Raw genomic sequence first — 21,455 nt, forward strand, 5'->3', positions numbered from 1 at the left:
AAAACCGGCGCGCCGGTCGAGGCAATTCATCCTCCTGAATAAAACAAAGCGCAATCAAAACAGCGTCTTGTGCGAGCTGGTACAGACGTTGCATTGATCAGTGAACTTGGCTCATTGAGCCTGAGGCTACTAACGAACGGGATCACTCCAATGCCTTCAATCGAACTACGCACAAGGCAGTCTCTCGCACTGACGCCTCGTCTTCAGCAGTCGGTGCGGCTCTTGCAATTGTCGGCTCTCGAGTTCCAGCAGGAATTGCGCACGGCGCTCGATACCAATCCGTTCCTCGAATACGACTCGTCCGAAGCGGAGGACGTCGCGCTCGCCGGCACGACGCCAGGCGAAGGCGAAGACGCCAACGCGCCGCCCGCCGCCGATACGCTTGCCGCCGCCGAGCCGGACGGACTGCCGGCGGAAAGCGCCGGTAGCGATACGCCCGAAAGCGCGGGCCAGGACGACGTGCCCGCCGATTTTTACGGCGACTACGGTTCGCGCAACTCGACGCGCCAGAACGGCGACGCGGACGGCAGCGACCCGGCCGATTGGGCTCGCTCTCAACCCACGCTGCGCGAGCAGTTGCACGACGCGTTGCGCCTGTACCGGCTAGACGACCGCGATCGCGCCGTGGCCCGTTTCATCATCGAGGCGCTCGACGACGACGGCTATCTGCGGCAGTCGCTGGCCGACCTGGCCGATAGCGTCGATCTGGAACCCACGCTGACCGAGGAAGAACTGCTGGTGGCGTTGCGCCTCGTGCAGGCGCTCGATCGTCCGGGGCTCGGCGCGCGTTCGCTATCGGAATGCCTCGCGCTGCAGATCAATGCGCTACCCGCCAATACGCCAGGACGCGAAGTCGCGCGGCAGATCGCCGAGCATCATCTGGAAAGGCTCGCGCGCCGCGAGCAGGCCGAGTTGCAAAAACAGATCGGCTGCAGCGCGGAGGAATTGCGTGTGGCTTGCGCGTTGGTGCGCAAGCTCGATCCGAAGCCCGGCAACTGCTACGGCCGCACCGAGGATAACTATGTCGTGCCCGACGTGATCGTGCGTCAGGTGCGCAACAAGTGGGTCGTGTCGATCAATCCGGCGGTGCAGCCGCGGGCGCGAATCCATCGCATGTATGCGCAGCTGTTCGCGCAGTCGGCCGGCGCGAGCCGTTCGCCGCTTGCGCAGCAGCTACAGGAGGCGCGCTGGCTGATCCGCAACGCGCAACAGCGCTTCGATACGATTCAGCGGGTTGCCGAATGCATCGTCGCGCATCAGAAGGCATTCTTCCTGTACGGCGAGATCGCGCTGAAGCCGATGGTGCTGCGTGACGTGGCTGACGAGCTGGGCCTGCACGAATCGACGATCTCGCGCGCGACGGGCAACAAATATATGGCGACGCCGCGCGGCATCTTCGAGTTCAAGCATTTCTTCCCGCGCGAGCTCGGCACCGAAAGCGGCGGAACCTGCTCGGCCGCCGCGGTGCGCGCGTTGCTCAAGGAGATGATCGCCGCGGAAAATACGCACGATCCACTGTCGGACGTAACGCTCGCGAAGATGCTCGCGGACCAGGGCGTGCTGGTCGCGCGACGCACGGTGGCGAAATACCGGCATCTGATGAAGGTGCCGCCGGCTGAACTGCGCCGGCAGCTTTGACGCGCCGAAGTTATAACGGGGGTTTGAAAAAAACTTGGCCGGGGTTTGAACCAAAGCAGTCATTCAAACAGCAGTACATTGCGCACAGGGTCATGCGAGATCGTCCGCTCGCATGACCCTTTTTCGTATCTGGACGTTTCGCCGGCGTGCCTTTACATTGGCGGGTCAAATGGGAAGAGATCGGCGCAACGGATCGCACTACAACGGGTGAGCGCAATGAAGTATTCGAATCTGGTCGAGCGACTGCAAGGGCGGCGCACGTCGGCGTGGGAAATTCATCGGGTCGCGCAGCAGGCGGCTGCCAGGGGCGAAGACGTGATCGTGCTGAGCGTTGGCGATCCCGAGTTCTCGACGCCCGCGCCGATCGTCGAGCGCGCCATCGATGCGTTGCGGGCCGGCGATACGCACTATACGGCGATGGCCGGTCGCGAGCCGCTGCGCGCCGCGATCGCCGCCGAGCACGCGCGCACGACGGGCTGCGACGTGAGCGCCGCCAACGTGGTGCTGACCGCCGGCGCGCAAAACGGCGTGTTCGCGGTGTCGCTGTGCCTGCTCGAAGCGGGCGACGACGTGATCGTTCCCGAGCCGATGTATCTGACCTACGAGGCCTGCGTGCGCGCGGCGGGCGCGACGCTCGTCGCGGTGCCGGTCGATCCGGCGCGCGCGTTTCACGTCGACTGCGACGCGCTCGAAGCGGCGATCACGCCGCGCACGAAGGCGATCTTCTTCGCGACGCCGTGCAACCCGACCGGCGTGGTGATGCAGCGCGCCGATCTCGAGCGCATCGCGCGGCTCGCGTGCGAGCACGACCTGTGGGTGCTGTCCGACGAGGTCTATGCGGAACTCACGTTCGAACGCGATCACGTGAGCATTGCGTCGCTGTCCGGCATGGCGGAGCGCACGGTCACGCTCGGCAGTCTGTCGAAGTCGCATGCGATGGCGGGGTGGCGTGTCGGCTGGACAGTCGGGCCCGCGACGCTGATCGAGCACATGGCGCGGCTCGCGCTCGCGATGCTGTACGGCCTGCCGGGTTTCATCCAGCAGGCCGCGTTGACGGCTCTGGAGAACAGGGCGGAGATCGTCGCCGATATTCGCGAGATCTACCGGCGGCGGCGCGACGTCGTGTTCGAGCGCTTGCATCGTGTGCCGGGCTTGCGGTGCCTGTTGCCCGAAGCGGGCATGTTCATGATGGTCGACGTCAGCGGGACCGGGCTCGATACGACCGAGTTCACATGGCAGCTGTTTCGCGCACAAGGCGTGGCCGTGCTCGACGCGAGTGCGTTCGGGGAGACGGCGAACGGCTTCGTGAGGTTGGGGCTGGTGGTGGGCGAGGATCGATTGATCGAGGCGTGCGAGAGGATCGCGCGGTTCGTGGAAGGGGGGCGGGGCTGAGAGGGCGGTGCGTTCGGCGCGGCTTACTTTTTCCTGCGCACGAATTTCAAGCCGAAGCGCACCAGCCGCGGCATCGTTTCGGGCCGCAACAGCCGAGGGTCATACCCAACAAATCGCCGCTCATTCTCCTGAAGACACAGCTGCATCAATTCGGGCACGCTGATATCGACATCCGTTACCGACTGCGCGCCGTTTACCGTGAAGTTGTTATCGTGCTCGTGGACGTTGCCCTCAGCATCAATCGCACGAGCGAGCCCAATGCGCTCCCACACCAGAAACGCCCACACGCCCGCCACCTTGAGCTCGAAGCGGATGCGCTGCCACCATGAAAGCCGCGCGCGATGCCAGGCGACCCAGTTCGCGAACAGCAGAATATGGCGGCACTCTTCCTGCATCACCGGCTCGAATGTCTCGGTCAGTGCCGGCGGGAACAGGCCCGAGCGCCGCGCCACCTCGAACAGGCCGAATGCGAAGAAGCTGTCGATACATTCGCTATAGCCGGTCACGAGGTAAGCCCGTTCCGTGTCTTTCGGATAGACGTACGACGGCTCGCTCGCGAGCGCGATGCCATATGCATGCACCATGCGCGACAGCACTTCCTTATGGCGGTTCTCTTCCCACGCGTTCAGCGCGAGTGCGTCGCGCAGGTCCGGGGTGTCGAGCGTGGCCGCGTAGGCGGCCATGCGCAGGCGCGCCCTGCCTTCGGTTTGCACGGCGATGTCCCAGATCGGCAGATCGACGATACGCTTGAGCGTCGCGGCTTCGAGCTGCGGCCATGCGAGCACGGCCGGGCGATACGGATTGAAGGTCTCGCGAAACATGCGGCACATTTCCTGCCGGTGCACGTCGGAGCCGGGCGGCAGCGGGCCGCTGACGGTGCTAGTCCAGTGCCGCATCGCGCGGTCGGCGGCGTCGAGGGTCGAGGGGGCGGGCTGCTCGTGCGGCAGTTGCGGCGCGCGAAAGCCGGGGATCAGCGCGGCAGCGTCGAATGCATCCAGTACCAGTTGGTCCATTGGGTATTCTCGACAAGGCGACGAAGGCGCTGTCGATTCTGCCATGACTGCGCAGGTGTGCGCCACGTCGAGCAAAAAGCGCTTTGTCATGTTCGGCGTGCGGTGACGCAGACGGTTGACGCCGCGCAAACTTGCGTCAAGAATCGAGCGCCGGGTGTGCTCCCGAACCCGGCTAGCCCGATTCCAGCGCGTTTCGACTCGTCGCGGAAGACTTCATGATCCCTCGCTTCTCTTTTTCATTGCGCCGCTTGCTGACAGCCGGATTACCGGCCGCCGCGCTGACGGTGACGATTTCTGTCGCCGGTGTGGTGCCGTTCGGCGAACAGTGCATGGCAGCCGAACAGGCCGATGCGTCGAGCACCTCGGAAAGCACGGCAACGGAGGGAAGCACGGACGCCGCCGCATCCGCGCCGATCGCACCACGCCAGGGACCGGAGGCGAACGCGTCGCCGGTCGGCGAACCGAGCGAGCCGCACGCGATGACGGCGCGCCCGGACGGTGAGCCGCGCAAGCGGACGGCTGCGCGCGGCGACACGCAGGCTGCATCGCATGCACCCGACTCGGCCGACGCGACGGCAAGGCCTCGCGACGACAGGGCTTCGACGCCCGCGATTCCCGTGCCGCCCGAAACCACCAGCGTCACCACCCATTCGCTTCGCCTGAACGGTCGCAAGCTCGACTACACGGCGAGCGCGGGCAATCTGTTGCTGCACGACAAGACCGGCGCGCCCAACGCGAGCGTGTTCTATGTCGCATACACGGTGCCGACCAGGACGCCTGCGACGCGTCCGATCACCTTTCTGTTCAACGGCGGCCCAGGCGCCGGCAGCGTATTCCTGATGATGGGCTCGGTCGGCCCGAAACGCGTGCGCACCGCGAGCCCCGCGAGCACGCCGCCCGCGCCTTACACGCTCGACGACAACCCCGACAGCCTGCTCGACACCAGCGACCTCGTGTTCATCGACGCGGTCGGCGCGGGCCTGTCGAGACCGGTCGGGCATGGCACGGGCAAGGACTTCTGGGGCGTCGATCAGGACGTCAGTGCGTTTGCGCAATTCATCGACCGTTATCTGACGGTGAACCAGCGCTGGAATTCGCCGAAGTACCTGCTTGGCGAATCGTATGGCACCGCGCGCGCCGCGATGCTCGCTTATCGGTTGGGACAGAACAATATCGCGCTGAACGGCGTGATCCTGCTGTCGTCGGTGCTCAATTCCGCGGCGTTCGCGCCAGGCACCGATTTCAAGAGCGAGAGTTATCTGCCGAGTTTCGCGGCGATCGCGTGGTATCACGACAAGGTCACGCCGAAGCCCGCGAGCCTGCCGGCCTTTCTCGACGAAGCACGCGCGTTCGCCCGCGGACCCTATGCGCAGGCGCTCGGACAGGGCGATGCGCTGCCCGACGATCAGCGCGACGCGATCGCCGCGCGCATCGCGTACTTCACCGGATTGGACGTGGGTTTCGTGAAGCGTAACCGTCTGCGTCTTTATCCGTCGCGTTTTCGAAACGAGTTGCTGCGCAACGAGTCGCGCAGCTTGGGCCGCTACGATGCGCGTTTCGAAGGCCTGAACTACGACGATGCATCGGAGGATCCGGACTTCGATGCGTCGGTGAGCAGCGTGTCGAATGCGTTCAATGCGGCGCTTCATCAGCATCTGTCGGACGACCTGCACTACACGCCAACCGACCGTTACCTGGTGTTCAGCGACGACGCGTTGAAGCAATGGGACTGGAAACATCGCGAATGGTGGGGCGAACGGCTGGAGCTGCCCTACGCGGGCGGCGATCTGGCCGAAGCGATGCGGCAGAATCCGCGGTTGCGGGTGTTATCGCTGAACGGCTACTTCGATCTCGCCACGCCGTTCTATGCGACCGAATATGCGCTCGCGCATCTCGGCCTCGATCGGTCGTTGCGCGAGAACGTGCGCATCGCCTACTATCCGACCGGCCATATGGTGTATCTCGACGATGCCGCGCTGCACGCGATGAAGCGTGACCTCGTGAGCTTTTATACGGAGCAGCCGCGTTGAGATCGGCGAATCGTCGCATGGTGTCGAACGGTATAATTCCCCGCACCGTGGAGTAGCCGCGCGCTCTGTCAACTGGCTTCATCGTTCGCCGCTTATGCCATTCACCCCGATTCCGTCCTTCGCGCGCAAGCGCATTTCCGACGTGGTGTCCGACCAGATCAAGCAACTGATCTCGGAGGGCACGCTGATGCCCGGCGACCGTCTGCCGGCCGAGCGCGATCTCGCGGCGCAGCTCGGCGTGTCGCGACCATCGCTGCGCGAGGCGCTGATCCGGCTGGAGGCGGACGGTTACATCGAAACGTCGGGGCGCGGCGGTTTCACGGTGGTCGACGTGACCGCGCCCATCATCTCGAAGCCGCTTGCCGAACTGTTGCTGCAGAATCCGCGCACCAGTGCCGACATTCTGGAGTTGCGCCAGGGGCTCGAAGCGATTTCGACGGTCTATGCCGCGCAGCGCGCAACCGCCACCGATCTGAAGAAAATCCGCGCGGCGTTCGAGGCGTTGAAGGCCGCGTCGCTGTCGCGCGATCGCGCGAATCTCGCCGAACTCGATGCCGCGTTTCATCTCGCGATCGCCGACTCCACGCACAATGTCGCGCTGGCGCATGTGATGCACGGCATTCATACGCTGATTCGCGAGGGCATGCGCCAGTATCATCGGTTGATCGATTACGACGACGCGATGGAAAAGCAGTTGATGAGCCAGCACCAGGCGATTTACGACGCGGTCGTCGCACGCGATGCGCCCAAGGCACGCAAGGCCGCCGAGCGGCATCTGGCGTTCGTGCGGGAGATTTACAAGGACGATGCGACGAAGCCGTCGGCCGCGGTGATTTCCTGATTCCCTGATTTCGAGGCCCGCGCCGTCCGAATTGACACCGCCAACGGACTTTTTTATAGTCTTGGTCAGACCAACATGACCAAGACGCCCAGACGGGCCGCACCGGTCAACAGACATCGTTCCCGCCGCTTTTCCTGAAGAGCCTATGAAAGTCGCGCTGTTTATCCCGTGCTTTATCGACGCGTTCTATCCCGAGGTCGGTATCGCGACGCTCGAACTGCTCGAACGTTTCGGCATCGAGGTCGACTATCCGCAGCAGCAGACTTGCTGCGGCCAGCCGATGGCCAATAGCGGCGCGCATGCGGACGCCGCCGCCACGGAGCGACTATTCGCGCGCAACTTCGCGGGTTACGACTACATCGTCGGGCCGTCCGCGAGTTGCATTCACCACGTGCGCGAACATCTCACCGCGCTCGAGCAGACCGACGAAGTGAAGAAAGTACGCGCAGGCGCTTACGAACTGGTCGAGTTTCTGCACGATGTGATCGGCGCGCGCGAATTTCCTTGGGCCGAATTTCCGCATAGAGTCGGTCTGCACACCAGTTGCAGCGCACTGCGTCATCTGAAACAGGCGTCGGCGTCGGAAATCGCCGGCACGCCGTTTTCGAAGCCGCGCGCGTTGCTCGAAGGCGTGAAGGGCATCGAGTTCGTCAAGCCGGCGAGGCCCGACGAATGTTGCGGTTTTGGCGGCACGTTCTCGGTCACCGAAGAGGCGGTGTCGGTGCGCATGGGGCAGGACAAGGTGCGCGACCATCTGGATGCGGGCGCCGAGTACATCGTTTCGGGCGACATGTCGTGCCTGATGCACCAGCAGGGTTGCGCGGAACGCATGAAAGCCGACGCGCGCTTCATTCATATCGCGCAGGTTCTCAATGGAGCACGCGCATGAGCGACGACCATCACCGCATCGATCACGCCAAAGCCGCGGGTTCTTTCATCAGCAAGACCGAGCATGTCGCGTTTCACGACAAGCGTCTGTGGGACCTGCGCGAGAAGCGCGACGCGCAGGCGCACGGCATCGCCGAATGGGAAACGTTGCGCTCGCTGGCGTCGGGCATCAAGGAACACACGCTGTCGCATCTGGCCGACTACCTGGAGCAGTTCGCGGCGGCGGCCGAGGCCAATGGCGTGGTCTTGCATTGGGCTGCGAGCGCGGAAGAGCACAACGCGATCGTCCACACGCTGATGTCCGAGCGCGGCATGACGACGCTCGTGAAGAGCAAGTCGATGCTGACCGACGAATGCCGGATGCGCGAGTATCTCGAACCGCGCGGCATTACCGTGATGGAAACGGACCTCGGCGAGCGCATCCAGCAACTCGATCACCAGGACCCGAGTCATATGGTCGTGCCGGCCGTGCACAAGCTGCGCGCGGACGTGGCCGAGCTGTTCGGCCGGACCATCGGCACCGATCCGACGAACAGCGACATCCACTATCTGGCCGAGAGTCAGCGCATGAATACGCGACCGTATTTCGTGCGCGAGAAAACCGCTGGCATGACCGGCTGCAATTTCGCGGTGGCGGAAACCGGCACGGTCGTCGTCTGCACGAACGAGGGCAATGCCGATCTTTCGGCGAACGTGCCGCCGCTGCATATCGCATCGATCGGAATCGAGAAGCTGATCCCGAAGGTGTCGGATCTCGGCGTGTTCGTGCGCATGCTTTCGCGCAGCGCATTGGGTTCGCCGATCACGCAGTACACGTCGCATTTTCGTGCGCCGCGGCCGGGCACCGAGATGCATTTCATCCTCGTCGATCATGGCCGCTCCGAACGGCTCGCGATGGAGGACTTCTGGTACTCGCTCAAATGCATACGCTGCGGCGCGTGCATGAATACGTGTCCGGTCTATCGACGCAGCGGCGGCCTGTCGTATGGCGGCACCTATTCGGGGCCGATCGGCGCGATCATCAATCCGACGTTCGATCTGAAACGCTATAGCGCGTTGCCGTTCGCATCGACACTCAATGGCAGTTGCACGAATGTGTGTCCGGTGAAGATCAACATTCACGAGCAGATCTATAAGTGGCGCGCGGTGATCGCCGAGCAGCACGAAGTGCCGTTCGTGAAGCAGGAAGTCCTGAAGATGGCGGGACGTCTGCTATCGAGTCCGACCTTGTATCGCGCGACGGTGTCGTCGATGGGCAGCGCGTTGCGGCGGCTGCCGAATTTCGTGCTGTACAACCCTCTGAATATCTGGGGCCGGCAGCGCGAATTGCCGGAGGCGCCGAAGATGACTTTTCATGCCTGGTACAAAAAGAATCGCGGAGGCGGCGATGACAACGCGTGAGGCTTTTCTCGCCAAAGTGCGCGCCGCGCAACCGGCCGCGCGGCCGCGTCCCGACGTGCCGCTGTTCGATGCGCTTGGCGGCGATCTGCGGGCGCGCTTCACCGCGGCGTTGCAAACGATGGGCGGCACTTGCGTCGAAGCGGCCAGCGCGAGCGACGTCAGCGATCTGATTCGCGAGCGTTTTGGCGCGACGGCATCGATCGCATCGGCGAGCGCCGAAGTGCCGGGCACGCGCGTGATCGGCGCGGATACGGACCCCGCATCGCTGCAGGACGTCGACGTCGGTTTGGTCCGTGCGCGGTTTGGCGTCGCCGAAACCGGCTCGGTGTGGTTTAGCGAGCGCGAATATGTGGTCAATGCATTGGGCTACATCGTCCAGCATCTGGTCGTGCTGCTCGATCCGGCGCAATTGCTCGATGGACTGCAAGACGTCTATCGTCGCGACGATTTCCGCAGGGCGCGCTACGCGGCGCTCGTTACCGGCCCTTCGGCCACCGCCGATATCGAGGGCGTACTGATTCGCGGCGCGCAGGGCGTGCGCTCGCTGACGGTCGTGTGGCTCGCGGGCTAATGTGCGGCGGTTGCGGCGCCGGACTTTGCTATCATCACTGTATAAACATACAGGTCCCGCACAAAGTCCGTGGCAACCGATGCTCGCTCAGAGATTCGCTCTGAAGCCCCTTACTACCTGCTGAATTTCGAGCGCGCGCTTGCGTGGCTCGCCGCGCGTTACGACGATCTGCTCGACGACGAAGAGCACGCTTTTTTGGAAACTTTCGCGACGTTGCCGCAGGCATCGCGTGCGCTGCTGGTGCGCATGCTGATGCGCAAAGGCATGCTGTTCCGCGCGAGCCGCCTGGCTTACGACGAAATCGGCTGTCCGTTGCAGGCGGCGATGCCGATGACGGTGCATCGCTGGATCGACACCGAGCCGGCCCTGTCTCTCGACGACCTGTTTGCGCTCAGCACGCGTGCGCAATTGCTGGACATCTTCGCGGACGCGATCGCGCGGATTCCGGGCGCAAAGGCTTTGCGCAAACCGGATCTGCTCGAAACGCTGCGCGAGTTTTACGAAACCGCAAGCGGCGACGCGCAAGCCTGCACATCACGTCCGCTCGCCGCCTGGCACGACGCTTCTACGGACCGCGTGCTGCACGTCGCGATCGCGCCGTTGTGCGATCGCTTGCGCCTGATGTTCTTCGGCAATCTGCATCAGGACTGGTCGGAGTTCGTGCTGGCCGATCTTGGCGTGTTCCAGTACGAGAAGGTCGCGTTCGGGCCTTTGTCGCGCGCGTTCCAGCAACGCGCGGACGTCGACGTCTATCTCGCGCTGCACGCGTGCCGCGAAGCGCTCGAATGGCTACCGGTCGACACCGACACACCCACCCTTCACGAACTGATCGCGACCGTCCGCTCGATCGGCACCGCGAATCCGTGGCTCGAAATGCGTCGCGCGAAACTACTGTTCCGGATCGGCCAGGATTGCGAGCGGCGCGGGCAATGGGACACCGCGCTCGCGGTGTACGACGCGTGCGCCTGGCCCGGCGCGCGTCTTCGACGCATGCGCGTGCTCGAGCGCAGCGAGCGTTACGGCGAAGCGCTGGCGCTGGCCTCGCAGGCCGATGCCGCGCCTGAGAGCGAAGAAGAGGCGCAGCGCGTCGCCCGGATGTTGCCGCGCTTGCGCCGCAAGTGCGGCGAGCCGGTGCCGCGCGCAGCAGCGGCGAGGCCTGTGGAGCGCGGCACGCTGGTGCTGCCGAAGCCTGATACGCCGGTGGCCGTCGAGTACGTGGTGCGCGATCATTTGAGCAGCGACGCCGCGCCGGTGCACTACGTCGAGAACGCGCTGATCAATTCGCTGTTCGGCCTGCTGTGCTGGGAGCCGGTGTTCGCGGCGTTGCCCGGCGCGTTTTTTCATCCGTTCCAACGCGGACCGGCCGATCTGCACGCGCCGGACTTTCACGCGCGTCGCGCCACCCAGTTCGCCGCGTGCTTGGCGCAGCTCGATAACGGCGTCTATCGCGACACGATTCTGCGGCATCTGCACGACAAGGCCGGCATGCAGTCGCCGTTTGTGTTCTGGGGACTGCTGACGCCCGACCTCATCGCGCTCGCGCTCGACTGTCTGCCCGCCGCGCATCTGAAGCTGTGCTTCGAGCGCTTGCTGCGCGACATTCGCGGCAATCGTTCGGGCTTGCCCGACCTGATCCGGTTCTGGCCGGCCGAGCGTCGCTATGAACTGATCGAGGTGAAAGGCCCCGGCGATCGTCTGCAGGACAACCAGATCCGCTGGCTCGCGTACTGCGCGCAGCACGGCATGCCGGTGCGCGTCGTCGACGTGCGCTGGGCCGGGCAAGAGGCGCAGAGCGAAGCGGACGCCGCGACGCAAGCCGCAGCGGAGCGCGTCGTATGAGCTACGTGGTGGCTGTCCGCGCGATGTGCGAATTCACCGCTCGGCGCGGCGATCTCGATCTGCGCTTCACGCCCGCGCCGACTTCGCTCGAAGGCATCGCGGGTCATCAGATGGTCGCCGGCCGCCGCGCGAGCGGCTACGAAACCGAGCTCACGCTGACGGGCTCGCATCGCAGTCTGACCGTGCGTGGCCGCGCGGACGGCTACGACGGAATCGCGAACCGGCTCGAAGAAGTGAAGACGTATCGCGGCGATCTCGCGCGTATGCCCGCGAATCATCGCGTGCTGCATTGGGCGCAGGCACTCGTGTATGGGCATCTGCTGTGCCGGGCGCGCGGGCTCGGCGAGCTGACGATCGCGCTCGTGTACTTCGATATCGGCAGTCAGAAGGAAACCGTGCTGACGCAGCAGCACAGCGCGCGCGAACTCGAAATCTTCTTCGTCGACCAGTGTGAACGATTTCTCGATTGGGCCGTGCAGGAAGACGCGCATCGCGTCGCGCGCAACGCGGCGCTCGTCGCGTTGCAGTTTCCGTATGGGCGGTTTCGGCGCGGGCAGCGCGAGCTCGCGGTGGCCGTGTATCGCGCGGCACGCGACGGCAAGCCGTTGATGGCGCAGGCCCCGACCGGTATCGGTAAGACGCTGGCGACGATTTTTCCGTTGCTGAAAGCCTGCGGCGAAGACCGGCTCGATCGCGTGTTCTTTCTGACCGCGAAGACGCCGGGCCGCGCGCTTGCGTTCGATGCGATCGACTCGCTGCACCAGAGCGCGCCGTTGCCGCTCAGAACGCTCGAACTCGTCGCGCGCGACAAAGCCTGCGAGCATTCGGACAAAGCCTGCAACGGCGAGTCCTGTCCGCTCGCGCGCGGCTTTTACGACCGTCTCGATGCGGCGCGCGCCGCCGCGTTGACGACGCCACGGCTCGATCGCGCGGCGGTGCGCGAGGCTGCGCTCACGCACAATATCTGTCCGTACTATCTGTCGCAGGAGCTCGCGCGCTGGGCCGATGTGATCGTCGGCGATTACAACTACTACTACGACGGGAGCGCGATGCTGCATGCGCTCACGCAGATCAACCAGTGGCGCGTCGGCGTGCTGGTCGACGAAGCGCACAACCTGCTCGAACGCGCGCGGCGCATGTATACCGCGTCGCTCGATCAAAGCGCGTTCCGGCTCGCGCGCAAGAGCGCGCCGGCGGCGTTGAAGAGGCCGCTCGAACGCTTGCAGCGCGAGTGGAACGCGGTGAAGCGCACGCAGACGTCCAGCTATCACGTGTATGCGGAGGTGCCCAGCAAATTGCTGTCCGCCGCGCAGAATCTGATCGGCGAGGTAACGGATCAGCTCGCCGACGCGCCGTTGTCGATCGACGAACATGCGCTGCGCGTTTTCTTCGACGTGATGCACTTCGTCGCGCTCGCCGAACAGTTCGGCGAGCACTCGATGTTCGACGTGACATTGAGCGCCGACCGCTACGCGCCGCGCGACAAAACCAGTGCGACGCTCTGCGTGCGCAACGTGATCCCGGCGCCGTTCCTCGCGCCACGCTATGCGGCTGCGCGTACCACGGTGATGTTCTCCGGCACGCTGAATCCGCAGCATTTCTATCGCGACACACTTGGGCTCGCCGACGACACGCAATGGCTCGACGTCGAGGGACCGTTTCGCGCGGAGCAGTTGCAGGTGCACGTGGCCGCTCATGTGTCGACGCGCTGGCGTGACCGCGAACGCTCGCTCGCGCCGATCGTGGAGCTGATCGCGAAGCAGTACGACACCCAGCCCGGCAATTATCTCGGGTTCCTGAGCAGTTTCGACTATCTGCAACGCGTGGTCGCGCTGCTGCGCGAGCGGCATCCCGGCTTGCCGGTGTGGGCGCAGGAACCCGGCATGGACGAAGCCGCGCGCGATGCGTTTCTCGCGCGCTTCAGGACGATGAATCAGGGCATCGGCTTCGCGGTGCTCGGCGGCGCGTTTTCGGAGGGTGTCGATCTGACCGGGCAGCAACTGATCGGCGCGTTCGTCGCGACGCTCGGTTTGCCGCAGATCAACGACGTCAACGAGCAGATGCGCCGCGCGCTCGATGCGCGCTTCGGCAATGGCTACGACTACGTGTACCTGTATCCGGGTTTGCAGAAAGTCGTGCAGGCGGCGGGGCGCGTGATCCGTACCGAAGAGGACCGCGGCGTCGTGCATCTGATCGACGACCGCTTTCGCCGGCCGGAAGTGCGGCGCCTGTTGCCGCGCTGGTGGCAGGTTCGCTAGCACCGCGCCGGGCTAGCGAACCTTTACGCGCGCGACGCGCGACGCGTTACGCGTGCGGCGAGGTCGAGCCCGGATTGCCGGGCGTACCAGGGCCGCCGGCCGGGCTCGGATCAACCGGGATCTGGTCGTCGAGCGGCGCGTCGCCCTTGTGCGGAGCGTGACCGTCCCCCGCGGCGTCGCCGTCCGGCCGGTCGCCATGGCGTTCGCGCGGCAGGGCCGTATCGAACCTGGCCTTGCTCGCCGGGTCCCACGTGAGCAGATGACGCTGCGGATTCGCGATCTCGATGCCGAGTTCGCTGAAGCGCTCGAGGATGCGTCGGTTGAATTCGCGTTGCACGCCCCAGCGCGACGTATCGCGGCATTGCATCTGGCCGGCCAGCGTGATCGCCGAACCGTCGACCGCATCGACGCCCCAGAACGAGAAGTCCGCCAGGATGCCGTCCTTGAAGTTGTCGTCCGTGCGCAGCGATGCGCCGATTTCCTTCAGCGTGTCGATCGCGCGCTCGACGTCCTGGCCGAACACGATATTCACGCGCACCGCCGCGTTGCCGATGCCGCGATTCGTGTTGTTCACGGTCGACACCGAGCTGAACGGCACCGTAAACAGCGAGCCGTCGCCGCCGCGCAGCCGCACGGTGCGAATCGACAGATATTCGACGGTGCCCGACACACCCGCGAGCGTGACCCAGTCGCCGACCTGCATCGCGTTTTCCATCAGCAGAAAGATGCCGGTGATGAAGTCCTGCACGAGCTTCTGCGAGCCGAAGCCGAGCGCGACGCCGAAGATGCTCGCGCCCGCGAGCAGCGGGCCGATGTTCACGCCGAGTTGGCTCAGGCCGGTCAGCACGACGACGAGCGCGATTACGCAGAACAGCGCGGTGCGCAGCATCGGCATCAAGGTGCGCAGACGCGCGGCGCGCACCAGATCGCCGCTGCTCGTCCAGTTATCGAGGCGACGTTCGGCCGACACGTTGACGACCTCCCACACCACCAGCGCGATGATCGCGGCGACGGCGATCGTCGCGAGCGCCGAGGCGAGCCGGTGGCCGATCGTGCCGCTGCGGAACAGATCGATGACGTCGACGCCCCACGCCTGCAACAGCACCAGCGCGGTGACGCTGCCGATGATCCAGCCGATCACGCGCCGCAGCGCCGGATAGTATCGGTAGGCGTGCTCATGCACGAGCGAGCGTGACGCTTCGTCCTGCACATGAAAGATGCGCGCGAGCGCGCCGAAGATCACGATCGACACGAGCCGCGCGCCGATCAGTATCGCGAGCGTCATGCCGCCGATATTCACGAGCGCGTGATAGCCGTTCCGTACGTCGAAGGCCCAGACGAACCACAGGCCCATCACGATGACCACGGTCACCACGGCCCACGCGTCCGCGAACGCGTTGCCCAACATCTCCAACGACTCGTGAGCGGCGAAGCGATTGCGGATCCGGTTGGCGACGGGTTTCGCGCAGCGCAGCACGAGGATCGAGATCATCACGTGACCGGCGAGTGCGACCACTTTCAGCAGCGCGAGATGCGCGGCGTCGTTCATGCCAAGCGCCTGCGCGACTTCGGCTAGCGCGACGCCGGCGCCGACCACGCTGACGATTCGCACGATCCAGCCGAGCACGAACGCGGCCCACGCATCGCCCATGCGCAGCAGCCGCAGACGCGGTGCGCTCGGCTGCAGGAAGAACGCGCCGACGATCACGACGCAGCGGCACACCACATAGACGTCGATCAGCGAATCGAGCGCGCGATCCTGCGGCGTGCCGTTGCCGGTGAAGATCGACATCAGCGCGCTCGCCGCGCCGACGAACACCGCGATCGGCACGAGCCGCAGCAGCGTGATCAGCAACGCGCGCGGCAGACGTTGCAGCAGCGTCCAGTGGTGCGTCGCGTTGCGCTTGCCTTCGGCTTCGATGGCGCGGCCTTTGGCGGATGGCGTCGCGTACGGCGCGGCCGGGCCAGTCGCGACGGCTTGCGCCTCCGCTTCGAGCACTGACGGCACCGATGAGATCGGGGGCAGCGGCGGCGTGCTGGTCGGCGGATGACCGGTCGGCGCGGCGCCGGCGTCGTGCGCGGGCGGCGGTGAGTTGTCGTTGTCATCCTGCCGCGCGGCTTCGCGGCGCGCGGCGATCGCCCGATAGACGCGCCGCAGCAGCCGCCGCGCCAGCCATTCGAGCACCAGAGCGGGGATCAGCGCGGCCAGCAGCGACCACAGCACCTCGAACAGCACCGCGCGCGCGTGCGGATTGGCAAACTGCCAGTTCCACCATGCGCGCACCGACGCGACGTCGAGCAGCGCGGCGATCGAGCCGCGCAGCGAGGTCGCGAGATAGCCGGCGTAATGCGCGCCCTCGCGCGCGAGTTGCGAGGCGAGGCCATTGGATTTGAACGCGTCCGGCACGAGCGCGGCTGCGCCGCTTGCGGCGGCGGGCGCCGACGCCGCCGCCGGCGCGGATGCGGGCGGCGCGCTCAACGCGCCGGCCGCGGCGATCGCTTGCAGCGTATCGGCGACTTGCGCGCGACGTTTGGGGTCGTTCAGGACGGCGAGCGCGTCGCGGGCCTGCTGAGGTGTCAGCGTGACGGCGGCGGAAGCGGGTGTCGCGGGCGTGGGATGGGCAGGCTCAGGCGCGGCGGCGAAGACGGGCGCCGCGCCTGCGAGCAGAAAAATGAAAAAACAGACACGCAGAAATTTTTGCATAGGGTGTAAAGCGGGATGAGGCCAGTGCGGACGATTGTGCCGGAACATGGGCTGTTTCAGCGGGGCGACCCGGGACCGACACGGGGCGGGGCGCTGAAGTTCCTGCGGCAGAGGCCCGCCGGACGGGCGAAAGGGCCGCGAGAGCGGCGCCCGTCCGGCGGGGCGTTGACCCGACAGGATAGCGGATGATGGCCGGCAGGCCTGTCGAAGGCAGCAGAAAGCCTGCCCGGAAAGCCCCGTGGGCGGGGCGGCGCAGGAGGTAGGAGGCCGCTTGCCGGGTGGCAATGCTGGCGGCGGCGCGAGGATGTTCCCGACGGCCACGCTACGTGCGGGCAGAGCGCGGAAAGTCGGGAATGCCCAATCGCCGTGACCGTGCGCTGCTAAGCGTTCACTACAAAAAACGCTTAAATCTGCACTTATGCCACTGAAGAGGTCTGGCGCTCTGCTTCGTCATCGGCATGGGGGCTGCTGCTCGCGCCGCGTCCGGACGGCTCCTGATGCAGCCGGTTCGCATGCATCAGCCGGTACAGCGTCGCGCGCGAAATGCCGAGTTCGGCCGCCGCATCGGACAGCTTGTAGCCGTGCCGCAGCAGCGCGTTCCCGATCGCATCCTTTTCGGCCTTGCTGCGGATTTCCGCCAGCGTGATCGCCGGGCCATTGTCAGCCTCGGGTAGGCCGAGGTCGATCGCGGTGATGAAGCGGCCCTCGCTCATCACGACCGCGCGGCGCACGCAGTTGATCAGCTCGCGCACGTTGCCGGGCCACGGATAGTTCGACATCGCGACGATCGCGTCGCTCGACAGGCCGCGCAGCTTGCGCGCGCCGTCCTGCTTGTACATGCTGAGCGCGTAATTGGCGAGTAGCTTGATGTCGCCGCCGCGCTCGCGCAATGGCGGCTCGACGAGGCGCAGCACGCACAGCCGGTGATAGAGGTCGGAACGGAAACGCCCGTCTTCGACGGCGCGCTCCAGATCGACGTGGGTGGCCGAGATCACGCGCACGTCGACGCTGATCGGACCGTTGCCGCCAAGCCGCTCGATCGTGCCTTCCTGCAGGAAGCGCAGCAGCACCGCCTGGCATTCGTGCGGCATGTCGCCGATTTCGTCGAGAAACAGCGTGCCTTCATGCGCGCTCTCGATCCGGCCGAGCTTGCGTTGCACCGCGCCGGTAAAAGCGCCGCGCTCGTGGCCGAACAGTTCGGCCTGCAACAGGCTCGGCGGAATCGCCGCGCAATTGATCGCGACGAACGTGCGGCCCGCGCGCGGCGAGCGGTCGTGAATAGCACGAGCGGTCAGCTCCTTGCCGGTGCCCGATTCGCCCGCGATGAACACCGGCGCATCGGTCACGCCGCATTTATCGATGCGCCGGTAGAGCTGCTGCATCGGCTCGCATTGCCCGATCATGCCGTGGCGGCCGAGCGACGGCTCCGGCACGACGCGCGGCTGACGCAGGCTCGACAGCCCATGCGCGTGGCCGAGCGCAAACACGAGCCGCTCGTTGAGCCATGGCTGCGTGACGAAGTCGAAGCAGTAATCGAGGATGAAACGGCTGACCAGCTCGTTGTCGGCCTGGCCCGGCACGATCTGCGCGACCCAGTTGGTTTCGACGCGGCGCATGCACAGCGCGAGCGCGGACAGCTGCTGTGACGTGCAATCTTCGGGCAGTTGAACGAGACCGACCTTGATGTTGCCGCGTTCGATCATGCGTTCCGCCACGGCCGTGCTTTTTGCGTGCATGGCTTGCCATCCCGACGCGGCCAGAAACTCGACGAGTTTCTGGTCGGGCGCGTTCGCCACGTACAGAACCGTGCGTTCCATGTCGGCCGGCGTGCAAGTCGTAGTCATGGTTCCCCCGTTCGATCCTCAGGACTGCCGTGCGACGTTGTGAGATTCAGGCGGCCAGTTGCTGCACTCCGGCTGCGACGCATTCACGACAGCAGCAATCACGAACAAGGGACACGCTTCAAGTGCGGCGCGAACCGGAACGCTGCATGGTAGACCGATTCATGCAATGGCGCCGACCTTGTCGTTCATTGCTGAAACTGCCCGGCGATTTTTCCCCGAACCGTGAAAACCACTTGAACCGTGGCTTGCCTCGTTGACCTGATACAAGCGCTCTGATTGGCGTATGGCCTAACGATAAGCGAAAGCGCCTAAAAGCGCCAGAAAAGAAACATGGATCAAGAGTGCGTGTCGGTTTTTCGGATTAACACGGATCACTAATGAATAAGCGGTCAAGGCCGGTTATGCGCGGAATCGCACATTGCGTAGCAATTGCCCTGGGATTAAGGCGTGACTAAAACGGACGGGGCGCGAGCAGTCATGTTTCACACTTGCGACAGATTGGACAGCGCGAGTCGAATGCGCTTTGCCGCGCCGGGTGGGGCGCTTTGCCAACCGGAAAGAGCGGCGAAGCCGCGCGTGGACGGGCCCGCGGCCAGTCAGCAGGCCGGCGAGACGGAGCGGGAGGCGCGTTTTGCGGCCAGCGCACAGCGATTTGGCGTGTCAGAAACGAATCAATGCGCGTCACGCCAAAAATCGGACAGGCTCGCACTGCGTCAAAAGCAAACCGATTTCTCGGCAGCGTGAAGCCCTGACGGGCGCCTTAGCTATTCGAACGCGTGTTGGCATAACCGTTGCAATAAGGTCTGCACAGAAAAATGTTTTGCCGCCAGGTCGACGGTACGGGAAAACCGGATTAAAAAAAGACCGGCGGTAAAAAAGTCACTCGCAGACATGGTCGGGGAAGCCAGCCATCAGGTGTTTGCGGGAGCGCGGCGGGGCCTTCTTAAATACGTTAGAAAACGGGTGAGTGGCGGACCGGTTTGGCGGCCATTCAAAACCGGACGAAAAAAGGGCAACGACTTCGCCGTTTTTCCTTTTCGACTTTTTGTCCTCACGACGCGAAAAGGGTGGCGATAACGACAGGCAACGCGCTGGCAACATTCGCGAGCGACGCGCCGCAAAGGGAAGGGGCAGCGCCGGATAAGGACCGGCCGGCGCGATGAAGCGGGGAGAGAGGCCTAGTCTCCACAGAGAGACGGATATACGAGGTGAACCAGGGGCCGTGTCCGTGGGTTGGCACGGGCACGGCGACCTGGCCCAACGGCCGGGGCGCTGAGACCAGACGGCGTGACCCGGCGCAAATCTGCTCGACATCGGGGCTGACATGAAACCACAACTGATTCGCAGGCCGGCCGCTTCGGGAGGAACCAGAAGCACTTACCGGCGGTATGTCGCGGCATCGCGCGCGCGCTTTTTCGCGCAGGCGGCGGGCTCGTCGGTCGATCTGCTGACGCTCGTCGTCGCCGAGGCGCTCGAGCGCCGAGCGCAAGCCGAGATCCGCCGCGACCTGCTGCGCGACGCGCTGTACGCCATGCCGGTGCGCGCTGAACGCCGCGCGGCGCATCGGCGCGACGACGATGAAACCGACGGCTGACGCTTGCCGCTCGTCGGCTCGCAGCGACCGCGCAGGAATTCGATAGCACCGTTTGCCGGCTCATGGTTTTCACGGAGGAGCGTCGCGGTAAGGAACTCGCGCCGAAGCCTGCGTCGTCAATCGTGAACAGACGACTGGAATAAAAGCCCGCGCATGACGCGCCAAGCGCCGCAGAGCTGCCATGATCGACATCTTCCTGATTGCCGCGAGCATCGAAAACGCGCAGCGAATCGTCGTGCGCCTCGAAGAGAGCGGCGTGCGTTACCGGCTGCACACCGCGTTCGGTCCGGCCCGGCAATTGCCGATGCACGCGCGCGTGGTCCGCGGCGCCGACCTGCTGATCGTCGACGACGCCAATCTGAGCGTGGGCGGACTAGACGGCATCGAGGAAACGCTCGCCTGCGCGCCGACGCTACATTGCATGCTGGTAACGCCGGCGCCGTCCACCGCGCTGATCGGCGCGGCGCTGCGCGTCGGCGTGCGGCAGGTGCTGTCGTGGCCGCTCGATCGTCAGGCCGTCGTCGATGCGCTTGCGCAGATCGAAGCGCGGCGCCGCGAGCCCGAGCGGCGCCACGCGCGCGTGGTCACCCTGGCGTCGAGCAAGGGCGGTAGCGGCACCACGCTGATCGCGGTCAACCTCGCGTGCGCGCTCGCCGCGCGGCGTGAGCGGCGCGTGCTGCTGATCGACCTGAGCCAGCAATTCGCCGACGCGAGCCTGCTGATGGCGAATCGCCCCCCGCCCATGACGCTCGTCGATCTGTGCTCGCGCAACGAGCAACTCGACCCGGCGCTGTTCGACGCGTGCGCGATGCACGTGTGCCCGAACCTGGATCTGCTCGCCGGCGCCGGCGATCCGTTGAAGGCCGCCGAACTACTGCCCGGTCAGCTGGACCGGATTCTGACGCTGGTGCGCGAGCGCTACGACGCGGTGCTGATCGACGTCGGCACGAGCCTGAATCCGTCGACGATCCGCGCGCTCGCGCATAGCGACGCGATCTGCATGGTGGTGCGGCAGAACCCGCTGTACCTGCACGGCGCGCGCCGCATGCTCGAGATCTTTCGCGAACTGGGGCACCCGTCCAGCAAGGTGCGGGTCGTCGTCAACCACTACGACAAGGGCGCGCAGATCAATCTACCGATGCTCGAACGCACGCTCGGCGCGAGGGTCGCGCATCAACTGCCGCGCGACGATCAGCACGTCAACGATGCGCTGAGCCGCGGCGTGCCGCTCGTCGCTTGCGCGCGCGACAGCGGGCTCGCGCAAGGGATCGTGCTGCTCGCGAACATGCTGTGGCCCGCGGGTGCGGAGCGCCGCAGGAGCATGCTCGGGAGGTTGCTCGCGACGTGGCCGAATCTGCCGCCGCAATTGAAGCCGGGAGTCTAGGACGACGTCTACTCGCTGCTCGAGCCCGGTCTTCTGCTGGTGAACCTCGAGATCGGGA

14 protein-coding genes are annotated in these 21,455 nt (G+C 65.2%); 11 read left to right on the forward strand and 3 right to left on the reverse strand.

The annotated features are described in order from the left end of the window. The first annotated feature begins 150 nt into the window (after positions 1–150). Complete coding sequence (locus tag OKW44_RS04355) at positions 151–1,638, forward strand: RNA polymerase factor sigma-54 (protein WP_018425283.1); 1,488 nt, start codon at positions 151–153, stop codon at positions 1,636–1,638. A gap of 216 nt (positions 1,639–1,854) precedes the next feature. After that, positions 1,855–3,030: a pyridoxal phosphate-dependent aminotransferase gene (locus OKW44_RS04360; protein ID WP_018425282.1), complete on the forward strand. Its 1,176-nt coding sequence runs from the start codon at positions 1,855–1,857 to the stop codon at positions 3,028–3,030. A gap of 23 nt (positions 3,031–3,053) precedes the next feature. On the opposite strand, the gene OKW44_RS04365 is transcribed toward OKW44_RS04360, so the two are convergent. After that, on the reverse strand, positions 3,054–4,043 hold the full coding sequence (locus OKW44_RS04365; protein ID WP_018425281.1) for a hypothetical protein: 990 nt from the start codon (positions 4,041–4,043) through the stop codon (positions 3,054–3,056). 215 nt (positions 4,044–4,258) lie between these two features. Between OKW44_RS04365 and OKW44_RS04370 the strand changes: the two genes are divergently transcribed. The 7 genes from OKW44_RS04370 to OKW44_RS04400 all read left to right on the forward strand — a co-directional run bounded on the left by OKW44_RS04370 (position 4,259) and on the right by OKW44_RS04400 (position 13,871). Beyond that, positions 4,259–6,073, forward strand: a complete 1,815-nt coding sequence (locus OKW44_RS04370; RefSeq protein WP_018425280.1) for a S10 family peptidase — start codon at positions 4,259–4,261, stop codon at positions 6,071–6,073. Between the two features lie 94 nt (positions 6,074–6,167). Beyond that, positions 6,168–6,914, forward strand: a complete 747-nt coding sequence (locus OKW44_RS04375; RefSeq protein WP_018425279.1) for a FadR/GntR family transcriptional regulator — start codon at positions 6,168–6,170, stop codon at positions 6,912–6,914. A gap of 145 nt (positions 6,915–7,059) precedes the next feature. Next, positions 7,060–7,803: a (Fe-S)-binding protein gene (locus tag OKW44_RS04380; RefSeq protein ID WP_018425278.1), complete on the forward strand. Its 744-nt coding sequence runs from the start codon at positions 7,060–7,062 to the stop codon at positions 7,801–7,803. Then, positions 7,800–9,203 (forward strand): lactate utilization protein B, encoded by a 1,404-nt coding sequence (locus OKW44_RS04385; RefSeq protein ID WP_018425277.1) that lies wholly within the window; start codon positions 7,800–7,802, stop codon positions 9,201–9,203. The genes OKW44_RS04380 and OKW44_RS04385 overlap by 4 nt, the downstream gene beginning before the upstream one ends. Next, positions 9,190–9,774: a LutC/YkgG family protein gene (locus OKW44_RS04390; RefSeq protein ID WP_018425276.1), complete on the forward strand. Its 585-nt coding sequence runs from the start codon at positions 9,190–9,192 to the stop codon at positions 9,772–9,774. The genes OKW44_RS04385 and OKW44_RS04390 overlap by 14 nt, the downstream gene beginning before the upstream one ends. A 69-nt stretch (positions 9,775–9,843) precedes the next feature. Then, positions 9,844–11,613 (forward strand): VRR-NUC domain-containing protein, encoded by a 1,770-nt coding sequence (locus OKW44_RS04395; protein WP_018425275.1) that lies wholly within the window; start codon positions 9,844–9,846, stop codon positions 11,611–11,613. After that, positions 11,610–13,871: an ATP-dependent DNA helicase gene (locus OKW44_RS04400; RefSeq protein WP_018425274.1), complete on the forward strand. Its 2,262-nt coding sequence runs from the start codon at positions 11,610–11,612 to the stop codon at positions 13,869–13,871. Before OKW44_RS04395 ends, OKW44_RS04400 begins: the two co-directional genes overlap by 4 nt. A 46-nt stretch (positions 13,872–13,917) precedes the next feature. Here OKW44_RS04400 and OKW44_RS04405 read toward each other — a convergent pair whose 3' ends face one another. Continuing rightward, positions 13,918–16,575 carry a mechanosensitive ion channel domain-containing protein gene (locus OKW44_RS04405; RefSeq protein ID WP_018425273.1) on the reverse strand — a complete coding sequence of 886 codons (2,658 nt, stop codon included), beginning with the start codon at positions 16,573–16,575 and terminating at the stop codon, positions 13,918–13,920. A gap of 416 nt (positions 16,576–16,991) precedes the next feature. After that, the gene (locus tag OKW44_RS04410) at positions 16,992–18,419 is read right to left on the reverse strand and encodes a sigma-54-dependent transcriptional regulator (protein ID WP_018425272.1); all 1,428 of its coding nucleotides are present in this window, start codon (positions 18,417–18,419) and stop codon (positions 16,992–16,994) included. Positions 18,420–19,743: 1,324 nt separating this feature from the next. Between OKW44_RS04410 and OKW44_RS04415 the strand changes: the two genes are divergently transcribed. Together OKW44_RS04415 and OKW44_RS04420 are read left to right on the forward strand one after the other, a co-directional pair. After that, positions 19,744–20,013 (forward strand): hypothetical protein, encoded by a 270-nt coding sequence (locus OKW44_RS04415; RefSeq protein WP_018425271.1) that lies wholly within the window; start codon positions 19,744–19,746, stop codon positions 20,011–20,013. Between the two features lie 181 nt (positions 20,014–20,194). After that, positions 20,195–21,397: a CpaE/TadZ family protein gene (locus OKW44_RS04420; protein ID WP_018425270.1), complete on the forward strand. Its 1,203-nt coding sequence runs from the start codon at positions 20,195–20,197 to the stop codon at positions 21,395–21,397. Positions 21,398–21,455 lie beyond the last annotated feature (58 nt).

This window comes from Paraburkholderia lebeckiae, from assembly GCF_050436325.1.
In the GTDB taxonomy this organism is placed as follows: Bacteria; Pseudomonadota; Gammaproteobacteria; order Burkholderiales; family Burkholderiaceae; genus Paraburkholderia; species Paraburkholderia tuberum.